Raw genomic sequence first — 16,197 nt, 5'->3', positions numbered from 1 at the left:
TAATATTTTATATTGAGATTTTTCTAAGAAGAGATTGGAGCGTGCAGCGGGAATCGAACCCGCATCATCAGCTTGGAAGGCTGAGGTAATAGCCATTATACGATGCACGCACATCGTGAAGACCTAGTAAATATGCCACATCTAAGACAAAAGAGAAACCCTAAATCCTCGTTAAGTGTTTGTTTAGTCGTTTTTTAATCATATCGTTCATTAGTTACGCAGCGCCTGAGTTTACCTCGCAAACGATGCCCACATCACACTAACCTTTTAGTTACAAATTGACTCTAAAAGCATTTTAATTCAGCATTGTTGATTATGGTTATTAGCTTAAGAAGCGCACTATGAAACTGATTCGGATTTTACTTGGAAAAATTATACTGCTATTTGATTTTATATTTTCACCTCGGGGTGTTAAACGTAGCCCTACAGAGCAAGCCGTAGCTGATCTAAAGGCCAAACAGCTGACTTTATATCAGTTTGAAGCCTGCCCATTTTGCGTAAAGGTGCGCCGAGAACTCAAACGCCAATCGGTGCGTATTGATGTTAAAGATGCGAAAAATGATCAGGACTCTAGGCAACAACTGCTGGAAGGTGGTGGCCGTATCAAGGTTCCCTGCCTAAGAATAGACAATCAAGGACAACAAACTTGGCTATATGAGTCCTCTGATATCGTCGCGTATTTACAAAAAGAGTTTGCTGCATAAAAATCAAAGGTACGCCCGATACTTAGGGCGTATTTATCCTTTCAGCTTCCCCGCATCACCCACGGGTAATATCAACTTACATATATAGAATATTGATTTGTAACAAATCTAGTATTTGTCACATTAATTAAAGGTTTGTTTGATAAGGTACTGGCAGCTATAACTCATTGGAATAGATATGCATAACCTCCCACTAAACAGCCAGCTAGTATTAGATAAGATACTCAATGACTTGGCCGAACTCCCACCAGAGGAGGCGCTCACAACTCTATTGTGTGGTGTTAACCTGATCTCTGAGTACCTGTTCGATTTAGATAATATCGAAGATGGGCAGATTCTCGCCGTAACTCAGTATGCATCCACTCAGATACATATCTCAAAGCATGGTATTAGCATATCTAACAAGAACGCTAACGTAAAAGAAGAGCTAACCGAAGCCTAACCGTTACGACAAGCTGTACTTGATTACGCTTTACGCGCTGTTATGCACCTCAAATTCAAGGCGAAAAAAAGCCCTAGAGAGAGGGTGAGTCGCCTAGGGCAAAAGGATTCAGAACGAAAAATGTTCTGAGTTTCTCTGCTAAAAGAACTGTTTTGAACCTAAAAAGTCTTACATTCAATTGCTTGTTAGGTGGCTACCCAAATACTCAGGTAGCATTCAATTTGTAGAGCAAGCTGGCAAAGCCATACTTGCTCTAATTAGTACAACTTAGTGGCGACGATTAGTAGAAGATGTTAGCTCTACTGCTCGAAGTTGGGCGATAGCCTTAGCCAATTCTAGTTGTGCTTGAGCAAAGTTTGCGTCCCCTGCTCCTTTATTGATGTTATCAAGCGCTGCACGCTTCGCTTCTTCAGCACGAGCTTTATCAATGTCGGCACCATGCAAAGCAGTATCAGCAAGCACTGTTACTGTGTCTGGTTGAACCTCAACGATACCACCCGAGACATACAGCACTTGCTCATCCGCTTTTGGATCTGTGACAAATACTGTTACCCCTGGCTTGATCTTACTCAGTAGGGGTGAGTGACCTGGGCGGATACCCAGCTCACCGTCTGCACCTGAAACAGCTAGAGCATGTGCTGGCCCTGAAAACAGCGTACCTTCCGCACTTACGATGTTAAGCTGAAACGTATTCTCTGTAACTCCGATAGCCATAATGCACCCTACCCTTACATTGATTTAGCTTTTTCAAGCACTTCGTCAATAGAACCACAGTACAAGAATGCTTGCTCTGGGATATCATCGTATTGGCCTTCAAGAAGACCTTTAAAGCCAGCAATGGTTTCGCGTAGTGATACGAACACACCTTTTTGACCTGTAAATACTTCTGCTACGTGGTAAGGCTGTGTTAGGAAACGTTCAATCTTACGTGCACGAGATACGGTTTGCTTATCTTCTTCAGACAGCTCATCCATACCTAGGATAGCGATGATATCTTTCAGTTCTTTATAACGCTGTAGCGTTGTTTGAACTGTTTGCGCTACATCGTAGTGCTCTTGACCAACAACTAGAGGATCAAGCTGGCGAGAAGTAGAATCAAGTGGATCGATTGCTGGGTATAGACCTAGCGCTGCGATGTTACGAGAAAGTACAACGGTTGCATCCAAGTGAGCAAATGTGGTCGCTGGAGATGGGTCAGTCAAGTCATCCGCAGGTACGTATACCGCTTGGATAGATGTGATAGAACCTGTCTTAGTTGACGTAATACGCTCTTGAAGTACACCCATCTCTTCTGCAAGAGTTGGCTGGTAACCTACCGCTGATGGCATACGACCTAGAAGTGCTGATACTTCTGTTCCCGCAAGGGTATAACGATAGATGTTATCGATAAATAGCAGTACGTCACGACCTTCATCACGGAAACGCTCAGCCATAGTTAGACCAGTAAGCGCTACACGTAGACGGTTGCCCGGTGGCTCGTTCATTTGGCCGTAAACCATGGCAACTTTATCAAGTACGCCAGCATCTTTCATTTCGTAGTAGAAGTCGTTACCCTCACGAGTACGCTCACCTACACCGGTAAATACAGAAAGACCTGAGTGCGCTTTTGCGATGTTGTTGATAAGTTCCATCATGTTAACGGTCTTACCTACACCAGCACCACCAAACAGACCGATTTTACCACCTTTAGCAAATGGGCAGATAAGGTCGATAACCTTAACACCAGTTTCTAAAAGCTCAGTGCTGTTTGCTTGGTCTTCATAAGAAGGCGCTTCGCGGTGGATTACGTAGTTTTCTTTCTCACCGATTTCACCACATTCATCGATAGGCTCACCTAGAACGTTCATGATACGTCCTAAAGTTTCTTCACCTACAGGTACAGTGATTGCTGCGCCAGTATTTTCAACTTGTAGGCCACGACGTAGGCCGTCTGAAGTACCCATCGCGATACAGCGAACGATACCACCGCCCATTTGTTGTTGAACTTCCAGTACTAGTGAACCTAAATCGGCACCAACTACCTTCAACGCGTCATATACGCGAGGACCATTGTTGTGGCTGAATTCAACATCAACCACCGCACCGATCACTTTAACTATTTTTCCAAGACTCATGTCTAAATCCTCAAATTCTCTTCGTAACCCTTAAACCGCTTGAGCGCCTGAAACGATTTCGCTCAGTTCTTGGGTAATGGCAGCCTGACGAGCTTTGTTGTATACCAATTGAAGGTTTTCAATCAATTGATCAGCATTGTCGGTCGCCGATTTCATGGCTACCATTCGGGCTGCTTGCTCACACGCGATACTTTCTACAATGCCTTGATATACCTGAGATTCGATATATCGATGCAGCAGATCAGTAAGGATGTCTCGTGGTGCCTGCTCGTAGATGTAATCCCAACGTTTCTCTTCGTTGGTCTGTTTTACATCTGAAGGGTGCGGCAGCAGTTGTGCTGTCGTAGGCTCTTGCACCATGGTGTTCACAAACTTGTTGTAAACCAAAAACAAACTGTCAATCTTGCCTTCATTGTAGTGATTCAACATCGCGTTTACCGTACCTAGAATCTCTTCTAGTTTCGGTGCGTCACCTAGGCCTGAAGTCTGTGCAACAACATTTCCCATACGTTGGAAGAAGTTGATAGCCTTTGAACCGATTAAGGTTGTATCGACTTCAACACCTTTTGCTCGCCATTCTTCCATCTCTTCTAGCACACGCTTGAACAGGTTACTGTTCAAACCGCCACACAGACCACGGTCTGACGAGATGATGATGTAAGCAACACGCTTTGGTTCGCGTTGTTGAAGGTACGGGTGTTGATACTCCAATGTACCTGAAGCGACATGAGCGATAACTTGACGCATGCTCTCGGCGTATGGGCGAGTAAGCTCCATACGGTCTTGAACTTTACGCATCTTACTTGCCGCAACCATTTCCATAGCACTGGTGATCTTCTGTGTATTAGATACACTTCCGATCTTGGTGCGAATCTCTTTTGTATTAGCCATTATCTGCTCCTATTTGTTTTGGATTTCCAGTCAACAAACCGGAGCGATTACCAAGGCTTCAACGCCACAAAACCTTCCAGAATCTCACGTAGAGCGCCTTCGATTTCGTCGTTGTAATCACCCGTTGCATTGATCGTATCGATCAATCCAGGGTTTTGAGCTTTAGCGTAAGAAAGAAGTTCTTCTTCAAAACGCGCAACTTGCTTCAGTTCAACACCTGACAAGTAACCCTTTTCAGCAGCAAAGATAACCAGTGCTTGCTCAGAAACTGACATAGGAGCGTATTGCTTCTGTTTCATCAGCTCTGTAACACGTTCACCGTGGTCAAGTTGCTTGCGCGTAGCTTCATCAAGATCAGAAGAGAACTGAGCAAACGCTGCAAGTTCACGATACTGAGCCAGTGCAGTACGAATACCACCAGATAGTTTCTTGATGATCTTAGTCTGAGCTGCACCACCAACACGAGATACCGAAATACCTGGGTCAACCGCTGGGCGTAGACCTGAGTTGAACAGTTGAGTCTGAAGGAAGATCTGACCATCTGTGATAGAGATTACGTTAGTTGGTACGAACGCAGATACGTCACCCGCTTGTGTTTCGATGATAGGTAGTGCGGTTAGAGAACCGGTTTTACCTTTCACTTCGCCATTAGTAAACTTCTCTACATACTCTTCGTTTACTCGAGCTGCGCGCTCTAGAAGACGTGAGTGAAGATAGAAAACGTCACCAGGGAATGCTTCACGACCCGGTGGGCGTTTAAGAAGAAGTGAAATTTGACGATAAGCTACTGCTTGTTTTGAAAGATCATCATAAATGATCAACGCATCTTCACCACGGTCACGGAAGTATTCACCCATGGTACAACCTGCATAAGGAGCAAGGTATTGAAGTGCCGCTGATTCAGAAGCTGATGCTACAACAACGATAGTGTTCTCAAGAGCGCCATGATCTTCAAGCTTACGTACCACGTTAGCGATAGTTGAGGCTTTCTGACCGATAGCAACGTAGATACACTTAACGCCAGAGTCTTTCTGGTTGATGATGGCATCGATCGCCATCGCTGTTTTACCAGTTTGACGGTCACCGATGATAAGCTCACGTTGACCACGACCGATTGGCACCATGGTATCAACAGCTTTATAACCAGTCTGGATAGGTTGATCTACTGATTTACGTTCGATTACACCCGGTGCGATAATTTCGATAGAGTTAAATTGCTCTGCTTTAACAGCGCCTTTACCATCGATAGGCTCACCTAGTGTGTTTACAACACGACCTAGCAGACCTTTACCTACTGGAACCTCAAGGATACGACCAGTACCTTTCACTTTCATGCCTTCAGAAAGGTCAGTGTAAGGGCCCATAACCACGGCACCTACAGAGTATTGCTCAAGGTTAAGTGCAAGTGCGTATTTGCCACCTGGCAGTTCAATCATCTCACCTTGCATGACATCTGCTAGGCCGTTGATGGTGATGATACCGTCACGTACAGATACGATGGTACCTTCATTGCGAGCTTCAGTGCTCACATTAAATCGAGCGATTCTCTCTTTGATCAGATCGCTGATTTCATTTGAATTTAGTTGCATATTCGTTACCTATCTCGCGCGAAGTTGACTAGCTAAACGTTCGATGGATGTGTTCAACGACCCATCGATAATGGTCTCACCCGCTTTGATGACAATACCGCCAACTAGGGTGGCATCAGTCTCTTGCTCTAGTTCAACTTGACGCTCTAATTTCTTCTCTAGTGCAGCAGTCAATGAAGATACTTGCTGCTCTGAAAGTGGCTCGGATACTGTGACGGTGACAGGAATAACACGTTCGTACTCATCCTTTAGCCCACAAAACAGCTGATACATTTGGTCAACAATAGACAAACGGCCGTTTTCTGACATTACCTTAATAAGGTTCTGTACATGTTCATCGATTATGCCTTCGCATATTTCGAGGATAACGTCCGCAATCTGTTCTGCTTGTTGAGCACCAGCGCCGTCGGCTGAAGCAATAGCATTCGCGATGCTTTCTTCATTTACCACGGTCACAAGAACTTCCAGCATCTTCTGCCATTCTTGTAACTTGTTCTCACTTAAAGCAAAGTCAAACGATGCTTTAGCGTAAGGATGAGCAATATTAGTGTTCTCTGACATATCGCTCCCTTACTAGATTTCTTTGATTAATTGATCAACCAGAGCGCGGTTCGCGTCTGAATCTAGATTCTTATTAATCAACTTTTGAGCACTTTCGATAACGGCATCAGCCATTTGCGCTTGAAGCTCTTGACGAATTTTCTGGCGTTCGCCTTCTAATTCAGCTCTTCCCTGCTCAAGGATGCGTGCTTTCTCTTTCTCAGCATCTTGCTGAGCTTGAGTGATGATCTCGTTACGACGCTTGTTGCCTTGCTCAATCAGCTCAGACACGTTGCGTTTAGCTTCGTTAACTAGGTCTGCTGCATTTGCTTTTGCAATATCAAGCTCTTTTGCAGCATTCTCAGAATGACGAAGACCGTCAGAAATCATCTTTTCGCGTTCATCTAGCATCGCAGTGAGAGGTGGCCATACATATTTCATGCATAACCAAACAAAAATCACGAATGAGATTGCTTGGCCAAGCATACTTGCATTTAAGTTCATAGCTTCCTCACTAAATCTTGATTACGACTAAATCGGTGTTTACTTTGATTACGCTACAGCAAAGATGATGTATAGACCGATACCAACACCGATCATAGGAACCGCATCCACAAGACCCATCATGATGAAAAACTGAGTACGAAGCATAGGAGTTAGATCTGGTTGACGAGCAACACCTTCTAAGTATTTACCTGCCAAGTTACCGATACCTGAAGCTGCACCTGCCGCACCTAGACCGATTAGCAATGCACCTGCTACATATAAAACTGCGCTTACGATATCCATTGAATGTCTCCAATCTTTAATTTGTTAATTGATTCGGTTAAATAAAACTTAGTGTTCTTCTACTGCCATACCTAAATAAACAATAGTTAGAACCATGAAAATAAATGCCTGTAAGAATACGATTAAGATATGGAATAATGCCCATGGAACACTAAGTGCCCATTGCATCCACCACGGCATTAATGCGATAAGGATGAAAATCATTTCACCTGCATACATGTTGCCAAATAGTCGTAGACCTAGAGAGATAGGTTTAGAAATTAACGTTACTAGTTCTAAAACAAGGTTTACTGGGTATAAAAGAGGATTCTCAAAAGGTTGAGTAGTCAGTTCTTTAATAAAACCCTTTAGCCCTTTATTTTTGAAGGTGTAGCCCAATAGCAACGCAAATACGCCAAGTGCCATAGACATTGGGATATTTACATCTGCGGTTGGAAGCTCTCTAAAGTGAGTAACACCGAATGAACCTAGGATTCGAGGGATAAAATCAACTGGGATTAAGTCAATTGCGTTCATTAACAGCACCCATACAAAGGTGGTTAATGCTAACGGACCAACTAATTTATCCTCAGCTTGGAAGATTTCTTTAACAAGATTATTAACGAACTCAAAGATTACTTCGATAAGACATTGAAAACGTCCTGGAACACCGCTAGTACCTTTGGTTACAACATATCGGAATGCTCCGATAAACAACAACCCTGTTATCCATACCATCAACATTGAGTCAACGTTGATTGCCCAAAACCCGTCACCCACGGTTAAGAACGTTAAATGGTGCTCAATATAATCATGAGCAGTTGTGACTTGTTCCATTGCTACGCATACTCCGACTGTGAGTCCGCGATAAACGGAGTCAAGAAATGACCAATCATAGTCACTATATACGCTTCGATTATTACTGGATTATCAAGATTTAAGACTTTAAATGCGATGATAAAAGCAACAAACGTATATATAAGCTTCACGACTCGACTCATTTTCATTAAGTCGCGAAGACTATAATCAGGATTCCTTTGAACTTTTAAACTGGAATAATAAAAGCCTAGTAATGCTGGAATTATTGCAATAGCACTTCCAACTAAGGCTGATTTCAATCCGAGTTCATTCCCGAATACCACTTCGTATAAAACAACTCCGACGGCTAATACTATCTGGCAGAGAAATACTCTCTTGGCTGCAACGATAATACTCGTGTTAGCGCTATCCAGTTTCATAATAAACCTCGTTTGTTAGTGGCTAAGAATATACATACGACAATTCATATATATTTCTTATCAGGACACAGTAGTAATATAAAACTCATTTACTATTGCACCCTTAGAGATAAAGTTACTCCTAAATTACTGTGATAAAAACGCCAAATATCGACATCAATCATTTCATTTTTGAGATCGCAACCATAGTTTTTTGATCTTTTGAAGCTTATTCAATCAAAAAGGTGCGTTTTCAAACCAAAATATGAATATATACCCCTATGGATTTTGGTGTAATAACACCATTTCATTTGTATTACTTATAGGCACATAACACCGCTATTGCATAACCACATCGGAATAACGACATCAATAAAACCGCTAAAAAAAACAATGACTCATTCTTTGATATAGATCAGGTAAAAATTTTGTTTGGTTGGCTGAAGCACTGACCTATCGGCTTCTTTAAAGATGAGCTAAATTTGATAAGAATCATCCACCGCCACGGTCATAAGGGAGTTTGCTTTTGTGATTAACGGCACAGTTCATAATGAAATCCTCCTTGACACACAACAAGTTACGATGAATAACATTTCAAAAGATAGTCGGTATTCAATACATGTCAATGCATGTTCTCCCATATCGATAGATATTTATCCAAGTAGCACCAAACACAGAAAAAACCACCAAATAACAACCTCTAAAGATGTGAACCAGCAGACATTCTACTTTGCCAAATAACCGTAAAATGGCTGGGTAATGTTTAATGCTTAGATCTTCCGTTCTTTTCTAAACAACTTGTAGTTCACCGGAACTACATGGAATTTTTGATTCAAGTTGTGATCAGGAGATAAGCAATGACAACGCAAACACTACCCGAAGCGAAAAAAAATGGTTTCTTTGCCAATTTTAAATTTCCTTCAGCATATACAATACTATTCGCGCTGATTGCGCTTGTAGCACTGATGACGTGGATTATTCCTGCGGGTCAGTACAATCGCGAGATGAACGAAGAGCTCGGACGTGAAGTGCCTGTTACGGGTACTTATCAAGCTGTGGACGCAAATCCACAAGGCGTGGTAGATGTCCTATTAGCACCTATTGATGGCTTCTATGACCACAGTAGCTACGAAGCCGCTGCTATTGATGTTTCTCTATTTATCCTAATTATTGGCGGCTTTCTTGGTTTAGTGACTAAGACAGGTGCAATTGATGCAGGTATAGAACGAGTAACTGCGAGGCTTCAAGGCCGTGAAGAGCTGATGATTCCCATACTAATGGCACTGTTTGCCGCAGGCGGTACTGTCTATGGTATGGCCGAGGAGTCTCTTCCTTTCTATGCCCTACTCGTCCCAGTGATGATGGCAGCCCGTTTTGACCCTATGGTTGCAGCAGCAACAATCCTCCTTGGCGCTGGTATCGGTGTGCTTGGCTCAACCATCAACCCGTTTGCAACTGTAATCGCGGCTAACGCTTCAGCTATACCATTTACAGAAGGCATTATGCTGCGCGTATTTATGCTGGTTGTAGGTTGGCTAATCTGTGTGGCTTATGTAATGCGCTATGCACGCATGGTTCGCCAAGACGAGACTAAATCTGTTGTTTACGACAAATTTGAAGAGAACCAAGCGCACTTTTTGGGTAACAAAGGCACTGAACAACTTGAGTTTACCGGCACACGTAAGCTGATACTTAGCATCTTTGCTGCGTCATTCGGTGTAATGATATACGGTGTTGCGGTTGCAGGTTGGTGGATGGCTGAAATTTCAGCAATGTTTATTGCCGCTTCAATCATTGTCGGCCTTGTGTCGCGCATGAGCGAAGAAGACTTCACCAATAGCTTTATCGACGGTGCACGAGACCTACTTGGTGTCGCTCTTATTATCGGTATTGCACGCGGTATTGTTGTTGTCATGGACAATGGCATGATCACTGACACCATTTTGTTCAACGCTGAACAGCTGATTACTGGCCTGTCTTCAGTAGTCTTTATCAACGTAATGTTCTTCATCGAGGTACTACTGTCGTTCTTAGTACCGTCAACATCTGGTCTAGCAGTGCTTACCATGCCGATTATGGCTCCACTTGCTGACTTTGCTGGCGTAGGGCGTGAACTTGTTATCACGGCTTATCAGTCTGCCGCAGGTCTAGTAAACCTCATTACACCAACTTCTGCTGTGGTTATGGGCGGTCTAGCAATTGCTCGTGTCCCTTATGTACGTTGGGTTAAATGGGTAATGCCTCTGATTGGGATCCTAACGGTATTCTGCATGGCAGTGTTGAGCGTAGGCGCGCTTATCTAATTTCACCTTTGTCTGTGTAAAAGCCACCTTCGGGTGGCTTTTTACGTTTTTCTCGCACCCTTTTTTGTCGGGGGATGGGAGGGGCGGTTCTGTGGTTCTGTGGTTCTGTGGCCCTATGGTTCTGTGGATCGCATCATCGATACATCGACTCACCGATACGCTCTTCTATCGTCTTCCCCGCGCAGGTGAGGATCTGTGTGTACTCGAACTAAAATAAGGTATACCGCTCTCAAACGGCACTGAGCCACCACAGATGCCGGCTTAAAAGACCACCGGCATGACGGGGGGAGGAGGTGCGGTTCTGTGGCCCTATGGTCCTTTGGTTCTGTGGATCGCATCATCGATACATCGACTCACCGATACGCTCTTCCTCTGTCTTCCCCGCGCAGGGGGCTCTGTGTGTACTCGAACTCAAACAAGGTATACCGCACTCAAACAGGCACCGAGCTATCACAGATGCCGGCTTAAAAGACCACCGGCATGACGGGGGGAGGAAGTGCGGTTCTGTGGTTCTGTGGTTCTGTGGCCCTGTGGCCCTTTAGTTCTGTGGATCGCATCATCGATACACCGACTCACCGATACGCTCTTCCTCCGTCTTCCCCGCGCAGGTGGGGATCTGTGTGTACTCGAACTCAAACAAGGTATACCGCACTCAAACAGGCACCGAGCTATCACAGATGCCGGCTTAAAAGACCACCGGCATGACGGGGGGAGGAGGTGCGGTTCTGTGGCCCTATGGTCCTTTGGTTCTGTGGATCGCATCATAGATACATCGACTCACCGATACGCTCTTCCTCTGTCTTCCCCGCGCAGGGGGCTCTGTGTGTACTCGAACTCAAACAAGGTGCACCGCACTCAAACACGCACCGAGCTACCACAGATTCCGGCTTAAAAGACCACCGGCATGACGGGGGAGGAAGTGCGGTTCTGTGGCCCTATGGTCCTTTGGTTCTGTGGATCGCATCATCGATACATCGATACACCGCTCATTTAATTAAATACATATAATAATTAATACCAAGTTCACAAATATAAATTAGGTTAAATAGAATAAGTAATGTGTTTTATTCGTTATTAATATTTACCTAAATAAATATATCTCCCATTCTATTTCTAGTTATATTTAATTAAGAAGTTGAATTAAATATAACTCAAATTGATTAAAATCAATTTACTTTCACATTTAAAGTTAACGAAATGTTACAACCAACTACACCTAGATACTTTATGCAGATTACGCGCACCTGAATGCATACAAACAATACGAATAATCACATATCACCTCAATAAATCACTCAAAAACAATAACTTAACAACGACAACTGATTATGGAGTCATTTTTAATGCATAGATAATTAGTTATTCACTCATGTGAAAATGAATATTAATTGTTAACAGAAGAAACAATAATGCATCGGTTATTTTAAATAAATGTGTGATTAACCTCTCGTGACAAATGGCAACCTAGGAGTAGTATTAATTCCAGAAAAGAACGGGGATTTAATTAGTTAAACCCACACGAAAATAACGTGAACACACAAAATAATAAGAGAGATAATAATATGAGCAAATTCTATGTAGGCTCAGAAGTTGGGCAATTACGAAGAGTTCTTCTTCATCGTCCAAAGCGTTCCCTTACACATTTAACTCCTTCTAACTGTCATGATTTATTATTTGATGACGTGCTTGCAGTAGAGCGCGCAGGTGAAGAACATGATATTTTTGCAAACACGTTAAGAGATCAAGGAGTCGAGGTTCTTCTTCTTACCAATTTACTCGCTGAAACACTTGCAGTCTCTGAAGCTAAAGAATGGTTACTACAAACACAAATCTCTGATATGCGCCTTGGGCCAATGTTTGCTAATGACGTTCGCTGCTACCTTGCTGATATGCCAAACCTTGAGCTGGCGAAGATTCTAACTGGCGGCCTAGCTTTCGGTCAGATGCCAATGCAGTCTTCTGCAATTCTTAACTCAATGTCTAAACCAACAGACTTTATTATTGACCCTCTACCTAACCATCTATTTACGCGAGACACATCTTGCTGGATTTACGGTGGTGTTTCTATTAACCCAATGGCAAAAGTCGCTCGCCAACGTGAAACTAATCATGTCCGTGCTATTTATCGCTGGCACCCTACTTTTGCAGGCCAAGACTTCATTAAGTACTTTGGTGATGAGCAACAAACCTATGATCACTCAACCATTGAAGGTGGTGATGTATTGGTTATCGGTAAAGGTGCTGTATTGATTGGCATGTCTGAGCGTACAACCCCACAAGGCGTTGAACAATTAGCATCAAACCTATTCAAACACGGACAAGCGAAGCAAGTTATTGCTCTTGAGCTACCGAAAGACCGCTCATGTATGCATCTAGATACAGTGATGACTCACATGCGTGAAGACACTTTCTCTGTCTATCCAAATGTTATCCCTGATGATGTGAAAACGTGGAGTTTAACTGGTGATGAATCTGGCCGAGTAACGGCGAAACAACAAGACTCATATATTCACACAATTGAAAAAGCACTGCATGTCGATAAGTTGAATCTGATTACCACTGGTGGTGATAGCTTTGAAGCGGAGCGTGAGCAATGGAACGATGCGAACAACGTCTTGACCGTTCGCCCTGGAGTTGTAATCGGATACGAGCGTAACACCTATACCAATGAAAAATATGATAAAGCTGGTATCACTGTACTCCCTATTCCTGGCGATGAGCTTGGTCGTGGACGAGGTGGCGCTCGCTGCATGAGCTGCCCAATCGAGCGTGATGGCATCTAATTCAATGGTCCAAGCTGGGGCGAAAGCCCCACTTATTATAGAGAGTAAAAATTATGGCAAAACAAACTGTTGTCGTTGCCCTTGGTGGTAATGCTCTACTTCGTCGTGGCGAGCCATTGGAAGCGGATGTTCAACGCAAAAATATTCAGATTGCAGTAGAGACAATTTCTCAAATTGCTCAAGAATATAATGTTGTACTAGTACACGGTAATGGACCTCAAGTTGGCCTACTTGCACTACAAGGTTTGGAGTACAAAAAGGTAAGCCCATACCCGCTCGACGTACTTGGTAGTGAAACTCAGGGCATGATCGGTTATATGCTGATGCAAGAGTTCAAAAACAAAATGCCTAACACCAATGTCACCTGCATGCTTACCCAAATGACAGTTGACCCTAAAGACCCAGCATTTGCAGACCCAACAAAACCTATTGGCCCTGTGTACGCTGAGACTGAAGCACGTGAGATGGCAGAGAAGTATCACTGGACAATAAAGCCTGATGGTGAATATTTCCGTCGCGTTGTTCCAAGCCCTGAGCCAACTGGAATCGTTGAGCATGAAGCGATTGAAAAACTAGTCGATGAAGGTCACCTAGTGATCTGTACTGGTGGTGGTGGTATCCCAGTTAAGCGTGAAAACGGCAAGCTTATTGGTGTTGAAGCGGTAATCGATAAAGATATGTCTGCGGCCTATCTAGCGCGTCAACTAAATGCCGATGCACTGCTTATTCTAACCGATGCCGATGGCGTATTTCTTGATTGGGGTAAACCAACCCAACATGTTATTAAAAACGCTACGCCACGTGAGCTATCAAAGATTGAATTTGATGCCGGCTCTATGGGGCCTAAGATCGATGCTTCATGTGAATTTATCAAAAATGGCGGCACAGTTGTTGGTATCGGTTCATTAAAAGACGGCCTTGATATCCTAAAAGGTACCGCTGGAACCAATATCACCCGTGACGTGTAACACAATAGAACTTTAAAATAATAATAAAGCGCTTTTCAAAACACGAATAGCGCCATATACCCTAATAAGGAAAATACCATGGCTTTTAATCTACGTAACCGTAATTTCTTAAAACTACTAGACTTCACTCCACGTGAGATTCAACATTTCTTAGACCTATCTATGGAATTGAAAAAAGCAAAATACAATGGTTACGAGCAACCTCGCCTTAAAGGCAAAAATATTGCTCTTATCTTTGAGAAAACCTCAACTCGTACTCGCTGCGCATTTGAAGTAGCCGCTTTTGACCAAGGCGCACAAGTTTCTTACCTTGGCCCAACTGGCTCTCAAATTGGACACAAAGAATCAATGAAAGACACAGCGCGTGTGCTAGGCCGCATGTATGACGGCATTGAATATCGTGGCTATGGTCAAGAAATTGTTGAAGAACTTGGTGCTTATGCTGGCGTACCGGTATGGAATGGCCTAACCGATGAGTTCCACCCAACTCAAATCTTAGCTGACTTCCTAACTATGATTGAACACTGCCCGACTAAACAACTGAGTGAAATGAAATTTGCTTACTTAGGTGATGCTCGTAACAACATGGGTAACTCACTAATGGTTGGCGCGGCTAAAATGGGAATGGAAATCAACCTAGTTGCTCCAAAAGCATTCTGGCCAGAAGAAGAGCTTGTAGCTGAATGTCGCGCCATTGCTGAGCACACTGGTGCGAAAATCACCATGACTGATGATGTAGCTGAAGGCGTTCAGGGCTGTGATTTCTTATACACTGATGTATGGGTATCTATGGGCGAAGCAAAAGAAGCTTGGGACGAGCGCATCAACCTAATGCTTCCTTACCAAGTTAACATGGACATGATCAAAGCAACTGGCAATCCACAAGTTAAGTTTATGCACTGCTTACCTGCATTCCATGGTGAAGATACCGCAGTTGGTAAACAACTTGCTTCAGAATACCCAGTACTAAAAGATGGATGTGAAGTAACGGATGAAGTTTTAGAGTCAGACCACTCTATCGTATTTGACGAAGCAGAAAACCGCATGCACACAATCAAGGCGGTAATGGTTGCTACATTAGGTAGCTAATCCATTCGGGCGGCTTTACTGGAATAAACCCAGTGAGTCGCCCACTTAATGCTCCCAACCTTAAATTATTAGTTCTAAATTATGGCGGCAGGTAAAATTAAGGTAGAGAAACTGTCTTATCTTTACTGGTATTCTAAGCTCCTCCCTCATTTGCAATGAATCCATGTCGCCACCCTTTATCATTGCTCAGCAGCAACTTAAGTAACCCTTCTACTTGAAACCTATGACGGTGTGGAACCGCGCATAAGGTGCCTGTCCTCGAATCTATATCCGTATGAAACCAATCATAAGGCGCCTGTCCTCGAATCTATATCCGTACGAAACCAATCATAAGGCGCCTGTCCTTAAATCTATATCCGTACGAAACCAATCATAAGGCGCCTGTCCTTAAATCTATATCCGTGTGAAACCAATCATAAGGTGCCTGTCCTCAAATCTATATCTGTGTGAAATCAATCATAAGGTGCCTGTCCTCGAATCTATGAATTCTATGGTTCTTAGGTTTAAGGGGTTAGTGGTAAGCCAATTTTCGACTCTAATGCTCGTAATATATTAATCGTGTCATCAATAACCTTTATAAAAAGCATCCTACTGGCGATATTTTATTCAATTTAGATCTAAAAAAACATAAAACAACCAGCTAATAGCATCAAGCTGCCTGTAAAAATACCTAAATAAAAAACAATATGCGTATGGGATGCGTTTAATAATAATTCCTGTATCTTATGTTTTAAGTATTGAATATCCGCATAATTACTTGATTTAAGTGATCGTCTTCATGTTATTAAT

The 16,197-nt window shown here is 43.1% G+C and carries 15 protein-coding genes and 1 tRNA gene; 6 read left to right on the top strand and 10 right to left on the bottom strand.

Features of this window, described 5'->3' with window-relative positions; genetic code table 11:
• Window positions 1–35: 35 nt before the first annotated feature.
• Window positions 36–110: transfer RNA gene (locus tag OCU28_RS12180), tRNA-Gly, on the bottom strand.
• Between the two features lie 231 nt (window positions 111–341).
• Between OCU28_RS12180 and OCU28_RS12175 the strand changes: the two genes are divergently transcribed.
• Both OCU28_RS12175 and OCU28_RS12170 read left to right on the top strand, forming a co-directional pair.
• Window positions 342–704 (top strand): glutaredoxin family protein, encoded by a 363-nt coding sequence (locus OCU28_RS12175; protein WP_261817961.1) that lies wholly within the window; start codon window positions 342–344, stop codon window positions 702–704.
• A gap of 178 nt (window positions 705–882) precedes the next feature.
• A complete protein-coding gene (locus tag OCU28_RS12170) occupies window positions 883–1,146 on the top strand; it encodes a hypothetical protein (protein ID WP_261817960.1) in 264 nt (87 codons plus the stop codon).
• Between the two features lie 267 nt (window positions 1,147–1,413).
• Here OCU28_RS12170 and OCU28_RS12165 read toward each other — a convergent pair whose 3' ends face one another.
• From OCU28_RS12165 to OCU28_RS12125, 9 genes are read right to left on the bottom strand one after another with little or no spacing between them, the layout of a single operon-like run.
• The gene (locus tag OCU28_RS12165) at window positions 1,414–1,860 is read right to left on the bottom strand and encodes a F0F1 ATP synthase subunit epsilon (protein WP_261817959.1); all 447 of its coding nucleotides are present in this window, start codon (window positions 1,858–1,860) and stop codon (window positions 1,414–1,416) included.
• A gap of 14 nt (window positions 1,861–1,874) precedes the next feature.
• On the bottom strand, window positions 1,875–3,260 hold the full coding sequence (gene atpD / locus OCU28_RS12160; RefSeq protein ID WP_261817958.1) for a F0F1 ATP synthase subunit beta: 1,386 nt from the start codon (window positions 3,258–3,260) through the stop codon (window positions 1,875–1,877).
• Window positions 3,261–3,290: 30 nt separating this feature from the next.
• Window positions 3,291–4,151, bottom strand: coding sequence for a F0F1 ATP synthase subunit gamma (gene atpG, locus OCU28_RS12155; RefSeq protein ID WP_261817957.1), 861 nt, complete (start codon window positions 4,149–4,151; stop codon window positions 3,291–3,293).
• Window positions 4,152–4,198: 47 nt separating this feature from the next.
• Window positions 4,199–5,740, bottom strand: a complete 1,542-nt coding sequence (gene atpA, locus OCU28_RS12150; RefSeq protein ID WP_261817956.1) for a F0F1 ATP synthase subunit alpha — start codon at window positions 5,738–5,740, stop codon at window positions 4,199–4,201.
• A gap of 9 nt (window positions 5,741–5,749) precedes the next feature.
• On the bottom strand, window positions 5,750–6,301 hold the full coding sequence (locus OCU28_RS12145) for a F0F1 ATP synthase subunit delta (RefSeq protein WP_261817955.1): 552 nt from the start codon (window positions 6,299–6,301) through the stop codon (window positions 5,750–5,752).
• Between the two features lie 12 nt (window positions 6,302–6,313).
• Window positions 6,314–6,784, bottom strand: a complete 471-nt coding sequence (locus tag OCU28_RS12140; protein WP_261817954.1) for a F0F1 ATP synthase subunit B — start codon at window positions 6,782–6,784, stop codon at window positions 6,314–6,316.
• 48 nt (window positions 6,785–6,832) lie between these two features.
• Window positions 6,833–7,069, bottom strand: a complete 237-nt coding sequence (atpE, locus tag OCU28_RS12135; RefSeq protein ID WP_004730405.1) for a F0F1 ATP synthase subunit C — start codon at window positions 7,067–7,069, stop codon at window positions 6,833–6,835.
• A gap of 48 nt (window positions 7,070–7,117) precedes the next feature.
• Complete coding sequence (gene atpB, locus OCU28_RS12130) at window positions 7,118–7,885, bottom strand: F0F1 ATP synthase subunit A (protein ID WP_261817953.1); 768 nt, start codon at window positions 7,883–7,885, stop codon at window positions 7,118–7,120.
• Window positions 7,886–7,887: 2 nt separating this feature from the next.
• Entirely contained in the window at window positions 7,888–8,286 is a 399-nt protein-coding gene (locus tag OCU28_RS12125) for an ATP synthase subunit I (protein ID WP_261817952.1), read from the bottom strand.
• A gap of 836 nt (window positions 8,287–9,122) precedes the next feature.
• Here OCU28_RS12125 and OCU28_RS12120 point away from each other — a divergent pair.
• The 4 genes from OCU28_RS12120 (at window position 9,123) to OCU28_RS12105 (ending at window position 15,408) form a co-directional block, all read left to right on the top strand.
• Window positions 9,123–10,568, top strand: a complete 1,446-nt coding sequence (locus OCU28_RS12120; RefSeq protein ID WP_261817951.1) for a YfcC family protein — start codon at window positions 9,123–9,125, stop codon at window positions 10,566–10,568.
• Between the two features lie 1,562 nt (window positions 10,569–12,130).
• Window positions 12,131–13,351 carry an arginine deiminase gene (gene arcA, locus OCU28_RS12115; protein WP_261817950.1) on the top strand — a complete coding sequence of 407 codons (1,221 nt, stop codon included), beginning with the start codon at window positions 12,131–12,133 and terminating at the stop codon, window positions 13,349–13,351.
• Between the two features lie 53 nt (window positions 13,352–13,404).
• Entirely contained in the window at window positions 13,405–14,319 is a 915-nt protein-coding gene (arcC, locus tag OCU28_RS12110; RefSeq protein ID WP_261817949.1) for a carbamate kinase, read from the top strand.
• A gap of 78 nt (window positions 14,320–14,397) precedes the next feature.
• Window positions 14,398–15,408, top strand: coding sequence for an ornithine carbamoyltransferase (locus OCU28_RS12105; RefSeq protein WP_261817948.1), 1,011 nt, complete (start codon window positions 14,398–14,400; stop codon window positions 15,406–15,408).
• Window positions 15,409–16,197 lie beyond the last annotated feature (789 nt).

The organism is Vibrio gallicus (assembly GCF_024346875.1).
Classification (GTDB): domain Bacteria; phylum Pseudomonadota; class Gammaproteobacteria; order Enterobacterales; family Vibrionaceae; genus Vibrio; species Vibrio gallicus.
Note: the sequence above shows the minus strand (reverse complement) of the source record. Positions and strands in the feature narration are given on the sequence as shown.